The 16,115-nt window shown below is 63.8% G+C and carries 18 protein-coding genes; 5 read left to right on the forward strand and 13 right to left on the reverse strand.

The genetic code is table 11. From position 1 onward, the window contains the following. The 4 genes from proB to rplU all read right to left on the reverse strand — a co-directional run. Positions 1 to 656, reverse strand: a 656-nt coding sequence (proB, locus tag QZ501_RS11660; RefSeq protein WP_295719663.1) for a glutamate 5-kinase, incomplete at its 3' end; no start/stop codon positions are given. 11 nt (positions 657 to 667) lie between these two features. Then, a complete protein-coding gene (gene obgE / locus QZ501_RS11665) occupies positions 668 to 1,846 on the reverse strand; it encodes a GTPase ObgE (protein ID WP_295719665.1) in 1,179 nt (392 codons plus the stop codon). A gap of 108 nt (positions 1,847 to 1,954) precedes the next feature. After that, positions 1,955 to 2,215 carry a 50S ribosomal protein L27 gene (rpmA, locus tag QZ501_RS11670; RefSeq protein WP_095618065.1) on the reverse strand — a complete coding sequence of 87 codons (261 nt, stop codon included), beginning with the start codon at positions 2,213 to 2,215 and terminating at the stop codon, positions 1,955 to 1,957. Positions 2,216 to 2,224: 9 nt separating this feature from the next. Then, positions 2,225 to 2,536 (reverse strand): 50S ribosomal protein L21, encoded by a 312-nt coding sequence (gene rplU, locus QZ501_RS11675; RefSeq protein WP_077529122.1) that lies wholly within the window; start codon positions 2,534 to 2,536, stop codon positions 2,225 to 2,227. Positions 2,537 to 2,756: 220 nt separating this feature from the next. Here rplU and QZ501_RS11680 point away from each other — a divergent pair, with 220 nt between their 5' ends. Then, positions 2,757 to 4,331 (forward strand): Na+/H+ antiporter NhaC family protein, encoded by a 1,575-nt coding sequence (locus QZ501_RS11680; RefSeq protein ID WP_202405720.1) that lies wholly within the window; start codon positions 2,757 to 2,759, stop codon positions 4,329 to 4,331. Positions 4,332 to 4,428: 97 nt separating this feature from the next. Next, a complete protein-coding gene (ispB, locus tag QZ501_RS11685; protein WP_295719669.1) occupies positions 4,429 to 5,397 on the forward strand; it encodes an octaprenyl diphosphate synthase in 969 nt (322 codons plus the stop codon). On the opposite strand, the gene QZ501_RS11690 is transcribed toward ispB, so the two are convergent. Further along, positions 5,389 to 6,405, reverse strand: coding sequence for a glutathione S-transferase family protein (locus QZ501_RS11690; RefSeq protein WP_295719671.1), 1,017 nt, complete (start codon positions 6,403 to 6,405; stop codon positions 5,389 to 5,391). The two genes, ispB and QZ501_RS11690, sit on opposite strands and share 9 nt — an antisense overlap. Positions 6,406 to 6,521: 116 nt before the next feature. On the opposite strand from QZ501_RS11690, the gene QZ501_RS11695 reads away from it, so the two are divergent. From QZ501_RS11695 to QZ501_RS11705, 3 genes are all read left to right on the forward strand, one after another. Next, positions 6,522 to 7,436: a LysR substrate-binding domain-containing protein gene (locus QZ501_RS11695; protein ID WP_151440343.1), complete on the forward strand. Its 915-nt coding sequence runs from the start codon at positions 6,522 to 6,524 to the stop codon at positions 7,434 to 7,436. Positions 7,437 to 7,476: 40 nt separating this feature from the next. Continuing rightward, positions 7,477 to 8,898: a wax ester/triacylglycerol synthase family O-acyltransferase gene (locus tag QZ501_RS11700; RefSeq protein WP_160899315.1), complete on the forward strand. Its 1,422-nt coding sequence runs from the start codon at positions 7,477 to 7,479 to the stop codon at positions 8,896 to 8,898. Positions 8,899 to 9,095: 197 nt separating this feature from the next. Further along, positions 9,096 to 9,308 (forward strand): DUF6316 family protein, encoded by a 213-nt coding sequence (locus tag QZ501_RS11705; RefSeq protein WP_095618183.1) that lies wholly within the window; start codon positions 9,096 to 9,098, stop codon positions 9,306 to 9,308. A 9-nt stretch (positions 9,309 to 9,317) separates the two neighbouring features. On the opposite strand, the gene QZ501_RS11710 is transcribed toward QZ501_RS11705, so the two are convergent. The 8 genes from QZ501_RS11710 to glyA are packed head-to-tail and all read right to left on the reverse strand — an operon-like array spanning position 9,318 to position 15,878. After that, positions 9,318 to 9,800 (reverse strand): phosphatidylglycerophosphatase A, encoded by a 483-nt coding sequence (locus QZ501_RS11710; RefSeq protein WP_295719675.1) that lies wholly within the window; start codon positions 9,798 to 9,800, stop codon positions 9,318 to 9,320. Then, positions 9,793 to 10,755, reverse strand: coding sequence for a thiamine-phosphate kinase (gene thiL, locus QZ501_RS11715; RefSeq protein WP_160899313.1), 963 nt, complete (start codon positions 10,753 to 10,755; stop codon positions 9,793 to 9,795). The genes QZ501_RS11710 and thiL overlap by 8 nt, the downstream gene beginning before the upstream one ends. A gap of 17 nt (positions 10,756 to 10,772) precedes the next feature. Beyond that, a complete protein-coding gene (gene nusB, locus QZ501_RS11720) occupies positions 10,773 to 11,246 on the reverse strand; it encodes a transcription antitermination factor NusB (RefSeq protein ID WP_160899312.1) in 474 nt (157 codons plus the stop codon). After that, positions 11,243 to 11,722 (reverse strand): 6,7-dimethyl-8-ribityllumazine synthase, encoded by a 480-nt coding sequence (gene ribE / locus QZ501_RS11725; protein ID WP_151440348.1) that lies wholly within the window; start codon positions 11,720 to 11,722, stop codon positions 11,243 to 11,245. Before ribE ends, nusB begins: the two co-directional genes overlap by 4 nt. 26 nt (positions 11,723 to 11,748) lie before the next feature. After that, entirely contained in the window at positions 11,749 to 12,885 is a 1,137-nt protein-coding gene (ribBA, locus tag QZ501_RS11730) for a bifunctional 3,4-dihydroxy-2-butanone-4-phosphate synthase/GTP cyclohydrolase II (protein WP_151440349.1), read from the reverse strand. 22 nt (positions 12,886 to 12,907) lie between these two features. Then, a complete protein-coding gene (gene ribD / locus QZ501_RS11735) occupies positions 12,908 to 14,050 on the reverse strand; it encodes a bifunctional diaminohydroxyphosphoribosylaminopyrimidine deaminase/5-amino-6-(5-phosphoribosylamino)uracil reductase RibD (RefSeq protein ID WP_363174778.1) in 1,143 nt (380 codons plus the stop codon). An 11-nt stretch (positions 14,051 to 14,061) separates the two neighbouring features. Further along, positions 14,062 to 14,580 (reverse strand): transcriptional regulator NrdR, encoded by a 519-nt coding sequence (gene nrdR / locus QZ501_RS11740; protein WP_095618076.1) that lies wholly within the window; start codon positions 14,578 to 14,580, stop codon positions 14,062 to 14,064. A 41-nt stretch (positions 14,581 to 14,621) separates the two neighbouring features. Further along, positions 14,622 to 15,878, reverse strand: coding sequence for a serine hydroxymethyltransferase (gene glyA / locus QZ501_RS11745; RefSeq protein ID WP_295719684.1), 1,257 nt, complete (start codon positions 15,876 to 15,878; stop codon positions 14,622 to 14,624). Between the last annotated feature and the right edge of the window lie 237 nt (positions 15,879 to 16,115).

Raw genomic sequence — 16,115 nt, forward strand, 5'->3', positions numbered from 1 at the left:
CCGCTACCGAGCGCACCCCGCCCCCCGCCGGCGACCATGGCGTCCAGACGCTCATCGCTGGCATGCGCCTCCGGAATCAGCGCGGCGTCAGGATTGCGGCGTGGATCGCTGTCATAGAGACCCTCCTGATCCGTCAGGAGAATCAGGCCATCCGCTTCCACCAGATTGGCAACCAGCGCGCCCAGAGTGTCGTTGTCACCAAAACGGAACTCATCGGTGACAACGGTGTCATTCTCATTCACAACGGGCACAACGCCCATGGGCAGCAGCGTCCTGAGCGTACTCCGCGCGTTCAGGTAACGCTTGCGGTCGGAAAGGTCATCATGGGTGAGAAGAATCTGGGCGGTATGGCTGCCGTAGCGCTGGAACTGGGCTTCCCAGGCCTGCACCAGACCCATCTGCCCCACTGCCGCGGCCGCCTGCAGTTCATGCACATGCTCGGGCCGCTGCAGCCATCCAAGGCGGCTCATGCCCTCGGCCACGGAACCGGACGAGACCAGCACGATTTCCACGCCAGCGCGCTTCCAGACCATGAGCTGGTCCACCCACTGGGTCAGAATGCTCTGGGAAAGACCGCGGCCGTCGTCGGTCAGCAGCGCGCTGCCGATTTTCACCACCAGCCGCCGGGCCTCAACAATACGCTGGCGCTCAGTCATGGCGCGCAGCCTCAGCGCACGTAGACCACCTCGACATCGTGATCATCGTCCTCGTCGTCATCATCATCGTCGTCATCATCCTGTCGGGGGCTACGCAGCGACTGGATGTGCTCCCTGGCTTCCTCATCCACACGTTCACGCAGCTCGGCCTCGGCCCGCGCGAACTCCGGATCATCCCGCTCAAGTTCGTCGCGCTCCTCAAGCCAGCGCATGATCGCCTGGGAAAGAGCCTGGATTCCGTCACCACTGAGCGCCGATACCAGGAAAACCGGGCCCTGCCAGTCCAGCGCCTTGCGCATGCGCTCCACTTCCTCCTCGGCATCGGGAAGGGAGTCCGACTTGTTGATGACCAGCCAGCGCTCACGCTCGGCCAGAGCCGGACTGAAACGCTCCAGCTCATGGGTGATGGTATGGACGGAATCCACGGGATCCGCGTCATCCCAGGGCATCGGGTCCACCACGTGCAGCAGAAGCCGGGTGCGCACCAGGTGACGCAGGAATCGGATCCCCAGGCCAGCGCCCTCGGAGGCGCCCTCGATCAGCCCCGGAATATCCGCCACCACAAAACTCTGGTGCGCCGCCACGGATACCACGCCCAGGTTGGGCACCAGGGTCGTGAAGGGATAGTCCGCAACCCGTGGCTTGGCCGCGGACATGGCGCGGATCAGTGTGGACTTGCCCGCATTGGGCAGGCCGACCAGGCCCACGTCCGCCAGCACCTTCATCTCCAGGCGGATCTCCCGGGCCTCACCCGGCGAGCCGGAGGTGGTCTGGCGCGGCGCCCGGTTCACGCTCGACTTGTAGCGGGTATTACCGAGCCCGTGAAAGCCGCCCTGAGCCACCAGCAGGCTCTGACCCGCCTCGGTCAGGTCGCCCAGGATCTCGTCCGTATCGCAGTCGACCACGGTTGTGCCCACGGGCACATCCAGAACCCGGTCCTCACCCTTACGGCCGGAGCAGTTGCTGCCACGGCCATCCTCGCCGGTACCGGCGCGGAACTTACGCTGATAGCGGTAATCCGCAAGGGTGTTGAGGTCGCCGTGTGCCCGCAGGAGAACAGAACCGCCGTCACCACCGTCGCCTCCGTCCGGCCCACCCTTGGGCACGAACTTCTCACGGCGGAAGCTCAGGCAGCCATTACCACCCTTCCCGGCCTGGACCACAATGGTGACTTCGTCTACGAACTGCATGGAATGCCTCGAATCAAAAAACCCCGTACCGGGTCGGCGACCGCCACTGGCTCAGCCAGCAGCGGACAGCACGTCGGCACGGGGTCGTTCAGCGTCCGGAAGCGCGGTTCAGCCCGCGGATTCGACGCTCACATACTTACGGTTACGGGGCCCCTTCACATCGAACCGCACCACGCCCTCGTCCAGGGCAAACAGGGTGAAGTCCTTGCCAATGGCCACGCCCTGGCCGGCATGGAAGCTGGAGCCGCGCTGGCGAACAATGATGCTGCCGGGCTTGACCGCCTGGCCACCGAACGCCTTCACACCCAGTCGTTTCGACTCGGAATCGCGTCCGTTCTTGGTACTGCCTGCTGCCTTTTTGTGAGCCATGCTGCCCCCTTAAGCCTTGATACCGGTAATCTTGACTTCAGTGTACCACTGCCGGTGCCCCATCTGCTTCATGGAGTGCTTCCGGCGGCGGAACTTGATGATCTGGATCTTGTCGTGACGACCGTGACTGACCACTTCGCCGGTCACTTTCGCGCCTTCCAGGTCCGGGGTGCCGATCTTCACATCGTCCCCTTCGCCCGCCAGCAGAACACGGTCGAATTCAACCGTACCGCCGGTCTCGGTCTCGATTTTCTCGAGCTTGATCTTTTCGCCTTCGCGAACGCGGTGCTGCTTACCACCGCTGACAAACACTGCGTACATGCGCCTTCTCCGTCGATGACCCATCCCTGCTCTTTGACCTGGTTCTAAGGGAAGCACTCTGGCAACCCTATAGCAGGGAGCGGCAGGTATTGGGATGAGTTACAGGGCTGAGGATTATAGAGAAATCCGCCCCCGGAGACAAGCACAACAACCCTCGTGGTGAGCAACCGGGTGCGTTATGCTCCGGCCAGGCAGTATGCAGAATCAGGGAGACCGGAACATGAACGGAAACCGTCACGAAACCAGCCCCGTTACAGGGCCGAACAGACGCGTGATCGCCGCCCTTGCCGGGATTGCACTGGGCGGCACTGGCCTCTACCTGGTGGGCCAATCCCACCCGGGCGACGCGGAGCACTTCGGGTTCTGGTCTCTGGTACCGCCCGCACTCGCGATTGTGCTCGCCTTCTGGCTGCGCGAGGTCATCAGCGCCCTTGCCATCGGCATCATCGCCGGCGGACTCATTGCCGGGCAGGTGAACGTCATCGACGCTTTCCTGATCCCCTCTATCGGTACGGAGAGCTACGCCCTCATCCTGCTGGTCTACCTGTGGGCCCTGGGCGGTCTCATCGGCATATGGACCCGGACTGGCGGCGCCGCCCGCTTCGCCGGCTGGGCCGGGGAACGGATGGTCCGCGGCCCGGTCAGTGCCCGCCTGTTCACATGGATCATGGGGCTCATCTTCCACCAGGGCGGCACCATCTCAACCGTGCTGACCGGCACCACGGCGCGACCGCTTGCGGATAAACACCGCGTCTCCCACGAAGAGCTGTCCTACATCACGGACTCAACGGCCTCGCCCGCGGCCACTTTGATCCCATTCAACGTCTGGCCCATCTATGTGGGCGGCCTTCTGGCCGGCACCATCCCACTCTTCGACAGCAGCGAGGATGGCATCCAGTTCTTCTTCCAGGCCCTGCCCTACAATTTCTACGCCATCGCCGCCCTGCTCATCACACTGCTCTTCGCACTGGACCGGCTGCCCTTTTCACCCGGCAGGCGGATGCGCGAAGCCATGAGCCGGGCCCGGGATACCGGCAAGCTCGACCGCGACGGCGCCAGCCCACTGACCTCCAGGGAGCTTACCGATAACCGCGTTCCGGAAGGCTACCGTACCGGCCTGTTAGACTTCCTGGCACCAATCGGGGTCCTTCTGGGCGTTGCCATCATCCCCTACTTTGTGACCTACTTCCTGCTCGGCTGGACCGGGGGCGACCAGGATCCGCTTCTTCTGGTGGCCGAAGCGTTCATCCTCGCCGTGATCACCGCCATTGTGATCGCCCTGGTCAAGGGTATGCCCTTTGACGAGGTCATGGGTGGGTTCGTGGATGGCTGCAAGGGCGTCACCATCGGCGCCATCATCCTGGGGCTGGCCGTATCCCTCAAGGACGTCACCGACGCCGTTGGCACCGCCGACTTCCTGGTCTCCACCGTTGGCGACAGCATACCCGCGGCACTCATGCCCGCACTGCTGTTCGGCCTCTGCCTGGTGATCGCCTTCGCGACCGGCACTTCCTGGGGCACCTACGCGGTCATGATCCCCATCGCCATGCCCCTGGCCTGGCACATTGCGCCGGAGCCGTTCTTCGTCACACTCTGCTTCAGCGCTGTGATCGGAGGCGCTGTCTTCGGGGACCAGTGCTCGCCCATATCGGACACCACGGTGCTGTCCTCACTGGCCACGGGTGCGGACCTGATGGACCATGTGCGCACCCAGATCCCACTGACCGTCCTCGCCGGCGGCATTGCCGTAGTGGGCTATACCCTGCTGGCGCTGGTAACAGGGGCGGGGAGCTGACCGTTCAAGTTGACAGCCCCGGGCGCGCCCCATAATGTACGGCTCCTGCATGTCCCGGCAGCCGCTGGGGCGCCGCCCGACAACTGCCCGAATGCCTATGAGTCTGGATGCGATCTACGCCCCCGTCCGGGACGACTTTGAGCGCGTCAACGCGCAGATCCACGATCAGCTGAATTCCCGTGTGCCACTGGTCGAGCACATCGGCCACTACATTGTGGACAGTGGTGGCAAGCGCCTGCGCCCCCTGCTGGTCCTGCTCAGCGCCGGCGCCCTGGGTAACGGCGGGCAGCGCCAGGCGACCCTGGCGGCAGTGATCGAGTTCCTGCATACCGCCACCCTGCTGCACGACGACGTGGTCGACACCTCCGAACTGCGCCGGGGTCGGGAAACGGCCAACGCCCGCTGGGGCAATGCCCCCAGCGTCCTGGTCGGCGATTTCCTCTACGCCCGTGCTTTCCAGATGATGGTGCGCCTGGAGAACATGCGGGTGATGGACCTGCTGTCCGAGGCCACCGGCGTCATCGCCGAAGGCGAGGTGCTGCAGCTGACCAATGTCCGCAACCCGGATCTTTCCGAAACGGACTACCGCAACGTCATTCACAGCAAGACCGCCATGCTGTTCCAGGCGGCCTCCCACTCCGCCGCCGTTCTGGCGCAGGCGGACGGAGCCACTGAAACCGCGCTGCGGGATTACGGCCAGCACCTGGGCATGGCCTTTCAGATCGTGGACGACGTTCTGGACTACGAGGGCAGCGCCGAAACCATGGGCAAGAATGTGGGTGACGACCTTGCCGAGGGCAAGACCACCCTGCCCCTGATCCACGCCATGGCAAAGGGCACGCCCGAGGATGCGGCAACCGTGCGCCAGGCCATTCGCAGCGGCGGCCCGGACCAGCTCGGCCCGGTGCTTGCGGCTGTCCACAACAGCGGCGCCATCGAGTACTGCCGCGGGCGCGCGGCCGAGGAAGCGGAAAAGGCCCGGCAATGCCTTGAAACCCTGCCCGGTTCCCCTCACCGCCAGGCCCTGTACCACCTGGTGGATCTGGCGGTTCAGCGCTCAGACTGAGGCGCTGGCACAGGCTTCCGGAAAGTCTGGACCCAGATGCCCCCGCCCATGGGGCCGCTCCAGCTCCAATTCCGGCCCGGCCGGCACAATCTGGGTCGGATTGATGGTTCTCTGGCTGCGGTAGTAATGACGCTTGATCTGGTCGATGTTCACCGTATCTGAAACGCCCGGGATCTGGTACAGATCCTGCAGATAGCCCTGCAGGTTCGGGAAGTCACGCAGCTGTTGGCGGTTGCACTTGAAGTGGCTGTAGTAGACCGCGTCAAAACGCACCAGGGTCGTGAACAGGCGCCAGTCCGCTTCCGTCAGGCGGTTACCCACCAGGTACCGCTGCCCGGCCAGAACCCCGTCGAGCCAGTCCAGGGCATCAAAAACCTCCGTGAACGCCTGCTCGTACTTGTCCTGGGCGGTGGCAAAGCCGGCCCGGTAGACGCCATTGTTGACGCTGTTGTACACCCGCTCGTTCACGGCCTCGATCTCCTCGCGCAGCGACACCGGGTGGAAGTCCAGCGCCCGTGCGCCCTGGCCGTCAAAGGCACTGTTGAACATCCGGATCAGGTCAGCGGATTCGTTGCTCACGATCCGCTTCTGGTGCGTGTCCCACAGGCACGGAATCGTGACCCGGCCGGTGTAATCCGGCGTATCCCGAGTATAGATCTCGTGCATGAAACGGGCACCGTTCTCATGATCACGATGGAAAGGCTCATCCGGCCGGAACTCCCAGCCGTTCTCCAGCATGTCCGGATGCACAATGGACACCGGAATCATGTCCTCCAGCCCCTTGAGCTTGCGGAAAACCAGCGTGCGGTGCGCCCAGGGGCATGCCAGCGCCACATAGAGGTGATAGCGCCCGGGCTCGGCGGCAAAGCCGGCGTCGCCTGTGGGCCCCGCACTGCCGTCCGGTGTTACCCAGTTGCGGAACTGGGCGCTCTCGCGCACAAAGGCACCGCCGCTCTTAGCGGTGTCGTACCACTGGTCATGCCACTGCCCATTGATCAGCAGCCCCATGGGACCTCCTTCTTTCAGAAACGTTCAGGGAATGAATACGCCTGACGTCAGATTGCGTTAGACTGGCGCTCACAACAAGCAACCAAATCTGGCCAACCCTTTCAGTTTTTCTGACCATGGCATTTCCCATCACCATAGACGCCCTGCGCGTGCTCGACGCCATCGCCCGCAAGGGCAGCTTTGCCGCTGCCGCCGAGGAGATGCACCGGGTGCCCTCCGCCATCAGCTACACGGTGCACAAGCTGGAGGAAGACCTGGATGTGCTGCTGTTTGACCGCTCCGGCCACCGGGCAACCCTGACTAATGCCGGCCACTACCTGCTGGAGGAAGGCCGGCAGCTTCTGGAGGCCGCCAACACACTGGCACGCACCACCCGGCGCGTGGCTGAGGGCTGGGAGACAAGCGTGACCATTGCGGTGGATGCACTGCTGCCCATGGCCTCACTGTTCCCCGCCGTAAGCGCTTTCAATGAACTGGGCGTGCCGGTGGAGATCCACCTGATGGATGAGGTCTTCAACGGCCCCTGGGATGCCCTGCACACCGGCCGGGCGGACCTGATCGCCGGTGCTTCCCGGGAGATCCAGCCTCCCGGCAGCTTTGAGCACCGGGATATCGGGCAGGTGCCCTTTGTCTATGCGGTGGCAAAGAATCATCCCCTGGCGAAGGAAACCGGCCCGTTTTCCGAGGAGGCTCTGAGCGCCTGGCCCGCCGTTGTGGCAGCGGACAGTTCCCGCCAGCTGCCTGCCGGCTCGGCGGGCATTTTTGCCCGTCAGCGCTCTCTTACAGTCTCCAGCATGGCCCACAAGATCGAGGCCCAGAAAGCCGGGCTCGGGATTGGCTGGCTACCCCGCCCTCAGGTGGAAACGGCCCTGGCGTCCGGGGAACTCGTCGCGCTGGACGTAGCCACCAAGCGCCCGCCAGTGATACTTTGCATGGCCCGCCGGCGCGGAGACCAGGGCAAGGCCATCAACTGGTTCTGGGAGCACCTCTCCCGACCGGACTACTTCGACCCCTGGCTCGATCCGGCCTGAAACGGACATCACCCATCACGGAGCAGAGCGGATTTCCCTGATGCATCAGCTGAACGAACTGGACGCGTCCTTTCTCTTTCTCGAATCCGAAACCACGCCAATGCACATTGGGGGCGTCTACATCTTTGATGCCTCGGAACGGGAAAAGGCCCTGACCTTCGATGACTTCCGGGATTACCTGAACCACCGCCTGCACCTGGCGGGGTTCTTCCGCCAGAAGCTGATGACCCTGCCATTCAACCTGGACCGCCCGTACTGGATTGACGACCCGGATTTCGACATCAACCGGCACCTGGAATCCGTGGATCTCCAGGGCGGCGGCTATGACGCCCTCATGGACCTGGCCGGGGAACGCCTGGCCACCCTTCTGCCACGGACGCGCCCCCTGTGGCAGGTGACCTGGATCGATGGATTCGGCCGGGATTCCCTGCTCCCGGTGGATGGCTTCGCCCTGGTGGTCCGGGTGCATCATGCCGCTGTCGATGCCTTCAGTGGCGAAGAGGTGATGGGCAAGCTCCTGGAATACACCCCCGACACCCCGACCAAGACACGACCGCCGGCGTGGCAGCCGGAGCCCGCGCCACGGGCGGAGCAGCTTCTGACCCGGGCCTCCCTGAACCTGCTGCGCAAGCCCTTCCAGTTCATGACCCTGACACAGTCCACCATGACAGCGGCCCTGCGCGACCTCCTGGAGCACCCCATTGGCCGGCTCCGCGCCGCCAGGGATGTTCTGGGCGCACCGCGCACGCCCTTCAACCGCAACCTGACGGAACGCCGCCGCCTGCACAACACCTCCATTGATCTGGCGCGCCTCAAGACGCTCAAGGCCGCTATCGGGCCGGATATCAGTCTCAATGACCTGGTCCTCGGAATCTGTGCGGAAGCCCTGAACCGCTACATGGTCAGCCACGGCATCGACACCCGGGAGAGCCTGGTGGCGCTTACACCGGTATCCGTGCGCTCACGCAGCCTCCGCCAGCCCACGGGCAACCAGATGTCCGCCATGCTGGTGAGCCTGGCCACGGATGAACCCGACCCGGCACGCCGGGTGGCCCGTATCCGCGATAACACCCGAACCTCGGAGAACTACCGGGAAGCCATCGCGGCGGACCGGCTGACGGAACGCCTGCCCTCCACCCTGGTGGCCCTGTCGACCCGGCTCTACAGCGAATTCCATCTGGCCCAGCACTACCAGCCTGCCTTCAATTTACCCATCACCAATGTCCCCGGTCCCCAGGTGCCCCTCTACCTGAAGGGCGCCCGACTGGTACACCAGATCAACTCGGCGCCCCTGTTCCATGGTGCCGGCCTGGCCATTCTGGCGCAGAGCTACGCGGGCGCCGTCCACGTCAATCTCACCACCTGCCCGGACCTGGTACCGGACGGTGAACAGCTCGCCGAGCTGATCGAGACCGCCGTGGAAGCAATTGAAGCCAATGTTATGGCCGGAATGGACAAATAAACGGTAGACTTAAGGCAGTCCTGCCAATCACAATCCAGTAACATCATGTAACCGTATCCCGCTGTGGGTGGCGATTCGTGACGGATTGTCAAATTGGGTTTAAATCTGTCTATACTGACGGAGAGGGGTGATCAGTGAGTACCCGGAAAGACGCGGCCGAAAACAACGACAACCACATGGTATTTAAGGGGGCAACCATGGAGCCGAAACCGAGGGCGGGTGAAGAGCGCACCCCCATCCCGTTCCGCAGCAGCCGTTTTTTCTGCGTCGGCAACCGCTGGTACTTCACCACCCGGGAAGGTTTTGACAGCGGCCCCTACGCGACCCGTGAGCGTGCCGAGGTAGGACTGCGCCGGTTCCTGAGCGTCGTGCGGATGCTGCCGGAACAGCAGTCAGAGACCCGGCACTGAAGCAGCACTTCAGAATCCCCACTGGAGCAGCGCCATCAGCACCAGGGCATAGGCGCCGGCCACCACGTCGTCGACCATGATGCCGAGCCCACCGGGGGCACGACGGTCCAGCCAGCCGATGGGCCAGGGCTTGATGATGTCGAAGAAGCGGAAGGCCACAAACGCGAACAGCAGCCAGACCAGCGCGGTCGGCTGCAGTGCCAGCGCCAGCCAGATGCCCACGAACTCGTCCCAGACAATGGCTGGATGGTCATGCACGCCCAGCGTTTTCGCCGTACGCTCGCACAGGCAGATCCCGGCCACGAAGGTCAACACCAGAACGCCCAGGTAGACCGGCCAGGGCATCCAGACGATCAGCGAGTAGAGCAGCAGACCCGCCAGGGTTCCCCAGGTTCCGGGCGCCTTCCGGGTGCATCCGGAGCCCAGACCCAACGCCAGGCAGTGACCGGGATCCCGCAGCAGTGCGCGCGGATTAACCGCAGTATCAGTCATGGTGCCCTCCGAAATGGGTGTAACCCTGCTCCTCCAGCTGGATGCTGCCCTCAGGGCCATTGAGCGTCACGCCAGCGCCTTCTGTCACGGTCCCGATCACGGTCAGTGGCAACGCACTGCCCTTCGGCCCTGACGGTGCAGGTCCACCGCCCGGCCAGACAAACAGCAGCTCATAGTCGTCCCCTGCAGACGCAGCCAACCGCCGGGCCCCTTCCAGACCCCGCAAGGAGACCAGTCCATCGGAAACCGGCAGGGCCTGCCAGTCCAGCCGGGCGCCCCGGTCAACCAGAAGATGCCCGAGATCCGCCAGCAGACCGTCACTCACGTCCACGGCTGCAGAGCCGGCCTCACGCAGCCACTGCCCGAGAGCCAGGCGGGGTTCCGGGTACCGGTAGCGCTGGAGCGCGGTGTCCACCGCCGGATCCGGAGTATCCGATTCGTCCAACCAGTTGAGCGCCTCACCGGCCTCTCCCAGACTGCCGCTGACGCAGATCCGGTCACCGGGCTGGGCATTACCACGGCGCACGGCTGACCCGGCCGGCAGAAGCCCCTGGGCCTGCACCGTGATGCTCAATGGGCCACGTGTGGTATCCCCGCCCACCAACTGGATGTTCTCGCGCACCGCCAGCGCCTTCATGCCGTCCGCAAATGCGGCCAGCCAGGAAGTACTGGCTTCCGGCAGTGTCACCGAGAGCGTAAAGCACAGAGGCTGGGCACCCATGGCGGCGAGATCGCTGAGGTTCACGGCCAGAGCACGCCAGCCCAGGGCATGGGGCGGCATATCACGGGGAAAGTGGACGCCCTCCACCAGGGTATCCATGGTCATCACCTGATCCTGACCGGGCGGGCAGCGTACAACCGCGCCGTCATTGCCGATGCCCTCAATCACCTCACTGTGGGTGACCGCGTCACCCAGGGGCTTCCAGAACCGGTCGATCAGGCTGAATTCGTCCATGGTGGAACCGGGCGGGATCAGGCCCGCCGCGAGCGTGTTTCCGCCGGGCGCAGGCGCGGGCTGAGGCGATCCAGTATGCCGTTGATGTACTTGTGGCCGTCGGTCCCGCCGAAGCGCTTGGCCAACTCAATACCTTCGTTGACCACCACACGGTAGGGCACATCAATGCGGTTCATCAGCTCGAAGGTGCCGATGCGCAGGATGGCCAGCTCAATCGGGTCAAGATCACTGACCGGACGGTCCAGCAGGGGCTCGAACTGACGGTCCAGGTCACTGCGGGAACGATCCACGCCCTGCAGCAGCTCCCGGAAGTAGGCCCCGTCGATCTTCTCCATGTCGTTGTCGGTCACGAACTCCGCCTCGATCTGGCTGATCGGGCTGTCGGAGAAGTGGCGCTGATACAGGGCCTGAAGCGCCAGCGAGCGCGCCTTGCGGCGATCCGCCGGGCGTGACTTGCCCTGGTTGTTCTCTGGCTGACCGCCTTCACTCATTGCGCGTCAATCCTCCGGAACAGGCTGACCATTTCCAGTGCCGTCATGGCAGCGTCGGCGCCCTTGTTACCGGCCTTGGTGCCGGCGCGCTCAATGGCCTGCTCGATGGTGTCCAGGGTCAGTACGCCGAAAATGACCGGCAGCCCTGTGTCCAGACTCACACTGCCCACACCGGAGGAACTTTCCCCGGCCACGTAGTCAAAATGGGGTGTGCCACCCCGGATCACCGCGCCCAGTGCGATCACCGCATCATGGCGCCCGCTCCGGGCCACTTTCTGGGCCGCCACCGGAATCTCGTATGCGCCCGGTACGCGGTAGATGGTGATACTGTCCCGGCTGATGCCATGCCGGATCAGGGTGTCCGTAGCCGCCTCCACCAGGCTCTCAACCACGAACCCGTTGAAGCGACCCACCACCAGCGCGTAGTCCCCGCGGCAGTCGGTGAAGTCACCCTCAATGGTCTTGATGTCTGTCATTGCTGTCTCCGTAGCGGGTCTCAACCTTACTGGCCGTTCCCGTCATCGTAGGGGAGGTATTCCACAACCTCCAGATCAAATCCGGAAATCCCCGAGAACTTGATGGGGGCGCTCATCAGCCGCATCCGGCTCACCCCGAGTTCACGCAGGATCTGGGAACCGGTACCCACGGTCAGGTAGACACCGGAACTGCCTGAGGAGTCCGTGGATGGCTTGCCATCCGAGTGGGCCTCAAAAAAGCCTCGAATGCGCTCCTCCAGTGCATAGCTGTCCTGGCCGTTGTTCAGAAGCACGATCACCCCTGAGCCTTCCTCGGCCACCTTGCGCATGGCCTCGTGCAGCGGCCAGCGTGGCGATCCCGGATAGTTGGCGTGCAGAAGATCCCGCAGGGTGTCCGTGATGTGGACCCGGACCAGCGTTGGCTTCTCCGGGTCCACCTCACCCATGGTCAGTGCCAGATGGGTCTCACCCTGAATGGAATCGCGATAGGTGTGCAGTCGGAATACCCCGTATTCCGTCGCCATCTCGTAGTGATCAACGCACTCAACAGTGCGTTCGTTCATGGTGCGGTAGTGGATCAGGTCCGCGATGGTGCCGATCTTCAGTCCGTGGCGTTCCGCGAACTCCTCCAGCTGGGGGCGGCGTGCCATGGTGCCGTCATCGTTCATCACCTCACAGATCACACCGGCCGACTCGAATCCGGCCATACTGGCCAGGTCGCAGGCCGCCTCGGTGTGACCCGCCCGAGACAGCACGCCTCCGGGCTGCGCCATCAGCGGGAAGATGTGGCCCGGGCTCACAATATCCTCCGCCCTGGCACCCCGGGATGCAGCCACCTGCACGGTGCGGGCCCGGTCAGCGGCGGAAATCCCCGTAGTCACTCCCTTGGCCGCCTCAATTGAGACCGTGAACTTGGTGCCGAACCCGGAACTGTTACGCTGTACCATCAGCGGCAGGTTAAGGCGCTCACAGCGCTCGCGGGCCATGGGCATGCAGATCAGGCCGCGCGCCTCAGTGGCCATGAAGGTCACGTGCTCGGGCTGGACACACTCGGCGGCCATGATCACATCACCTTCATTCTCCCGGTCCTCGTCGTCCATCAGGATGACCATCCGACCCTCGCGGATGTCCTGAAGGATTTCCTCAATACTGTTCAGCGCCATTCTGCACCCTGTTCGCTGTCTCTTAATGGCCGGACGCCGCGGGTTTCAGGATCAGTCGCTGATCCGCGCCGACCACCCGCCGGTCCCATACCTCCATCCGGTGCTGTTGCGCCATCCGATCCAGCGCCAGCTCCGCCATGGGTTTCGCCCGACTGCCCAGCATTGTTGGTGCCTGGTACAGCCAGAATTCGTCAATCACATCCGCTTCCAGGGCCGCGCCCGCCAGCGTGGCACCCGCCTCAATGAGCACGTCATTGATCCCACGCGCAGCCAGAAGCCCCATGACCGCCGCCAGCGCCGGTCGGCCACTGCCATCGGGGTCCACGGTAACCACTTCGGCACCACCGTCACGCAGGGGCCTGGCCCGGCTTTCCTCCAGAGCCGCCGCAGTGCTCACCACCAGGCATTGCCCCTCTCCCGTCACCACACGGGCGTCAGGGGCCGTAAGCAGACGCGGGTCAAGCACCACACGCAGAGGCTGCTGCGGCGGCAGCGTTTTGTCTCCGAGCTCCCCCAGCTCTTCAGGGCGCACCGTCAGCGACGGGTCGTCGTCCAGAACCGTCCCGGAACCGGTGATGATGGCACCGGAGCGGGCACGCAGCCGCTGGACGTCCGAGCGGGCGTCAGGTCCCGTGATCCACTGGCTTTCACCGGAGGCCATGGCGGTACGCCCATCAAGGCTGGCGGCCACCTTGAGCCGGACCCAGGGTGCGCCACCTGCCATGCGCCGCAGAAAACCCGCGTTCAGCGCCCGCGCCGGTTCCTCCAGCACGCCGCTGAGCGTTTCGATGCCCGCCGCTTCCAGCAGCGCCAGCCCCTGGCCGGCTACCGCCGGATTCGGATCCCCGGTGGCCACCACCACCCGCGCAACACCGGCATCAACCAGCGCCTGGGCACAGGGCGGCGTGCGCCCATGATGGCTGCAGGGTTCCAGGGTCACATACACGCTTGCCCCGCGCGCACGCGCCCCCGCCTCGGCGAGCGCGTTCACCTCCGCGTGAGCCTCGCCGGCCCGTCGGTGCCAGCCACAGCCCACAATGTCGCCCTCACTGACCACAACGCAGCCAACCCTGGGGTTGGGGTGTGCGCTGTACAGACCGCGTTCGGCAAGCTGCAGCGCCAGGGCCATGTATCGGGTATCGGAAGCGTTGGTCAAGGCGGGCACCCGTTTCCGGACTATTTATCCACGGATTCCTTCAGCGCCCGTGCCGCCACGGTCACGGGGGATTCATCGCCCACGTCACCGGAGTGGCTCAGCCGCTCGATCTCGTCCTTGAATTCATTGATGTCCTGGAAGCTGCGGTACACGGAAGCAAAACGAACGTAAGCCACCTTATCGAGCTGGCGCAGTTCGTACATGACCTCCTCACCGATCATCAGGGATTTCACTTCCCGTTCACCGGTGGAACGCAGCCGGAACTTGATCCGATTGATGGCGGCCTCAATGGCCTCAATATCCACAGGACGCTTTTCGAGGGCCTTCATCAGGCCCTCGCGCATCCTGTCCTCATCGAAGGGAACCCGCGAGCCGTCCTGTTTGACCACCCGGGGCATAATCAGCTCCGCCCCTTCAAAGGTGGTGAAGCGTTCGCGGCAGGACAGACACTCACGACGACGGCGCACCTGGTCGCCATCGGCAACCAGGCGCGAGTCGATCACTTTGGTATCCGCCTCGCCGCAGAAAGGGCAATGCATCCCGTTACACTCCCGGACGGCAAGCGGGTATCAGCAGGAGGTCAGTCAGCGTAGACCGGGAAACGCCGGCACAGCTCCAGAACCTGCTTACGGACCCGCTCGATGGTCTCTTCATTTTCCAGATCATCAAGGATATCACACATCCAGCCGGCCAGGTCCCGTGCCTCGGTTTCACCAAAGCCGCGCGTGGTCATCGCCGGTGTGCCGATCCGAAGACCTGAGGTCACAAACGGCGAGCGCGGGTCGTTGGGGACCGCGTTCTTGTTGACCGTGATATTGGCCTTGCTGAGCGCGGCGTCCGCGTCTTTACCGGTGATGTCCTGCTTGATCAGGCTCAGCAGGAAGAGATGGTTCTTCGTGCCGCCGGAGATCACGTCGAAGCCGCGCTGCTGGAACACCTCGGCCATGGCCTGGGCATTCTTCACCACACGCTGCTGGTACTCCTTGAAGTCATCCTGCATGGCCTCCTTGAAGCACACCGCCTTGCCGGCGATCGCGTGCATCAGCGGGCCACCCTGGCTGCCCGGGAAGACCGCGGAGTTGAACTTTTTCTCCAGCTCCGGATTGGACTTGGCCAGGATCAGGCCACTGCGCGGGCCCCGCAGGGTCTTGTGAGTGGTGGTCGTCACCACGTCCGCGTAGGGCACCGGGTTCGGGTAGACACCGGCTGCTACCAGACCGGCCACATGGGCCATGTCCACGAACAGGTAAGCGCCCACTTTGTCCGCGATCTCGCGGAAACGCTTGAAGTCCAGCTCCTGGGAGTAAGCGGAGAAACCGGCCAGTACGACCTTGGGCTTGTGCTCAACCGCCAGGCGCTCGACTTCGTCGTAGTCGATCATGCCTGTTTCCGTGTCCAGGCCATACTGCACCGCATTGTAGGTCTTGCCGGAGAAGTTGACGCTGGCCCCGTGGGTCAGGTGGCCACCGGCGTCCAGGCTCATGCCCAGCACCGTGTCGCCCGGCTGCATCAGTGCCAGGTAGACCGCGTTGTTGGCGGAGGAGCCGGAGTGCGGCTGGACGTTGGCGTAATCCGCTCCGAACAGCTTCTTGGCACGCTCAATGGCGATCTCCTCTACCACGTCCACGTGCTCGCAACCACCGTAGTAGCGCTTGCCGGGATAACCCTCGGCGTACTTGTTGGTGAGTGCCGAGCCCTGCGCTTCCATCACGCGTGGACTGGTGTAGTTTTCAGACGCGATCAGTTCGATATGCTCTTCCTGTCGGCGGACTTCCGCCTCCATGGCATTCCAGATTTCGTCATCGTAACCGGCAATGGTCATATCTCGCTTAAACATTGTCAGCCTCTCCTGTGTTGACAGTGGACGCGCCCCGACGAACCTTTCTACCAAGTACCTGTAAAAGGATCATGATCAATCATCGGGGTCTGAAATCGAGGAAGCCGTCACGGTTTAAACCATGCTCCGGCTCCCTGATACATGTGCTGAAGAGTGCGCAGTCTACCGGAAGGAAGGCACAATAACATCCATCAGCGCATCACACCCCGGCCTAACCGGGGCTGGAACGCTGGCTCA

The sequence above is a fragment of the uncultured Halovibrio sp. genome, from assembly GCF_913056445.1.
Classification (GTDB): domain Bacteria; phylum Pseudomonadota; class Gammaproteobacteria; order Pseudomonadales; family Oleiphilaceae; genus Halospina; species Halospina utahensis_B.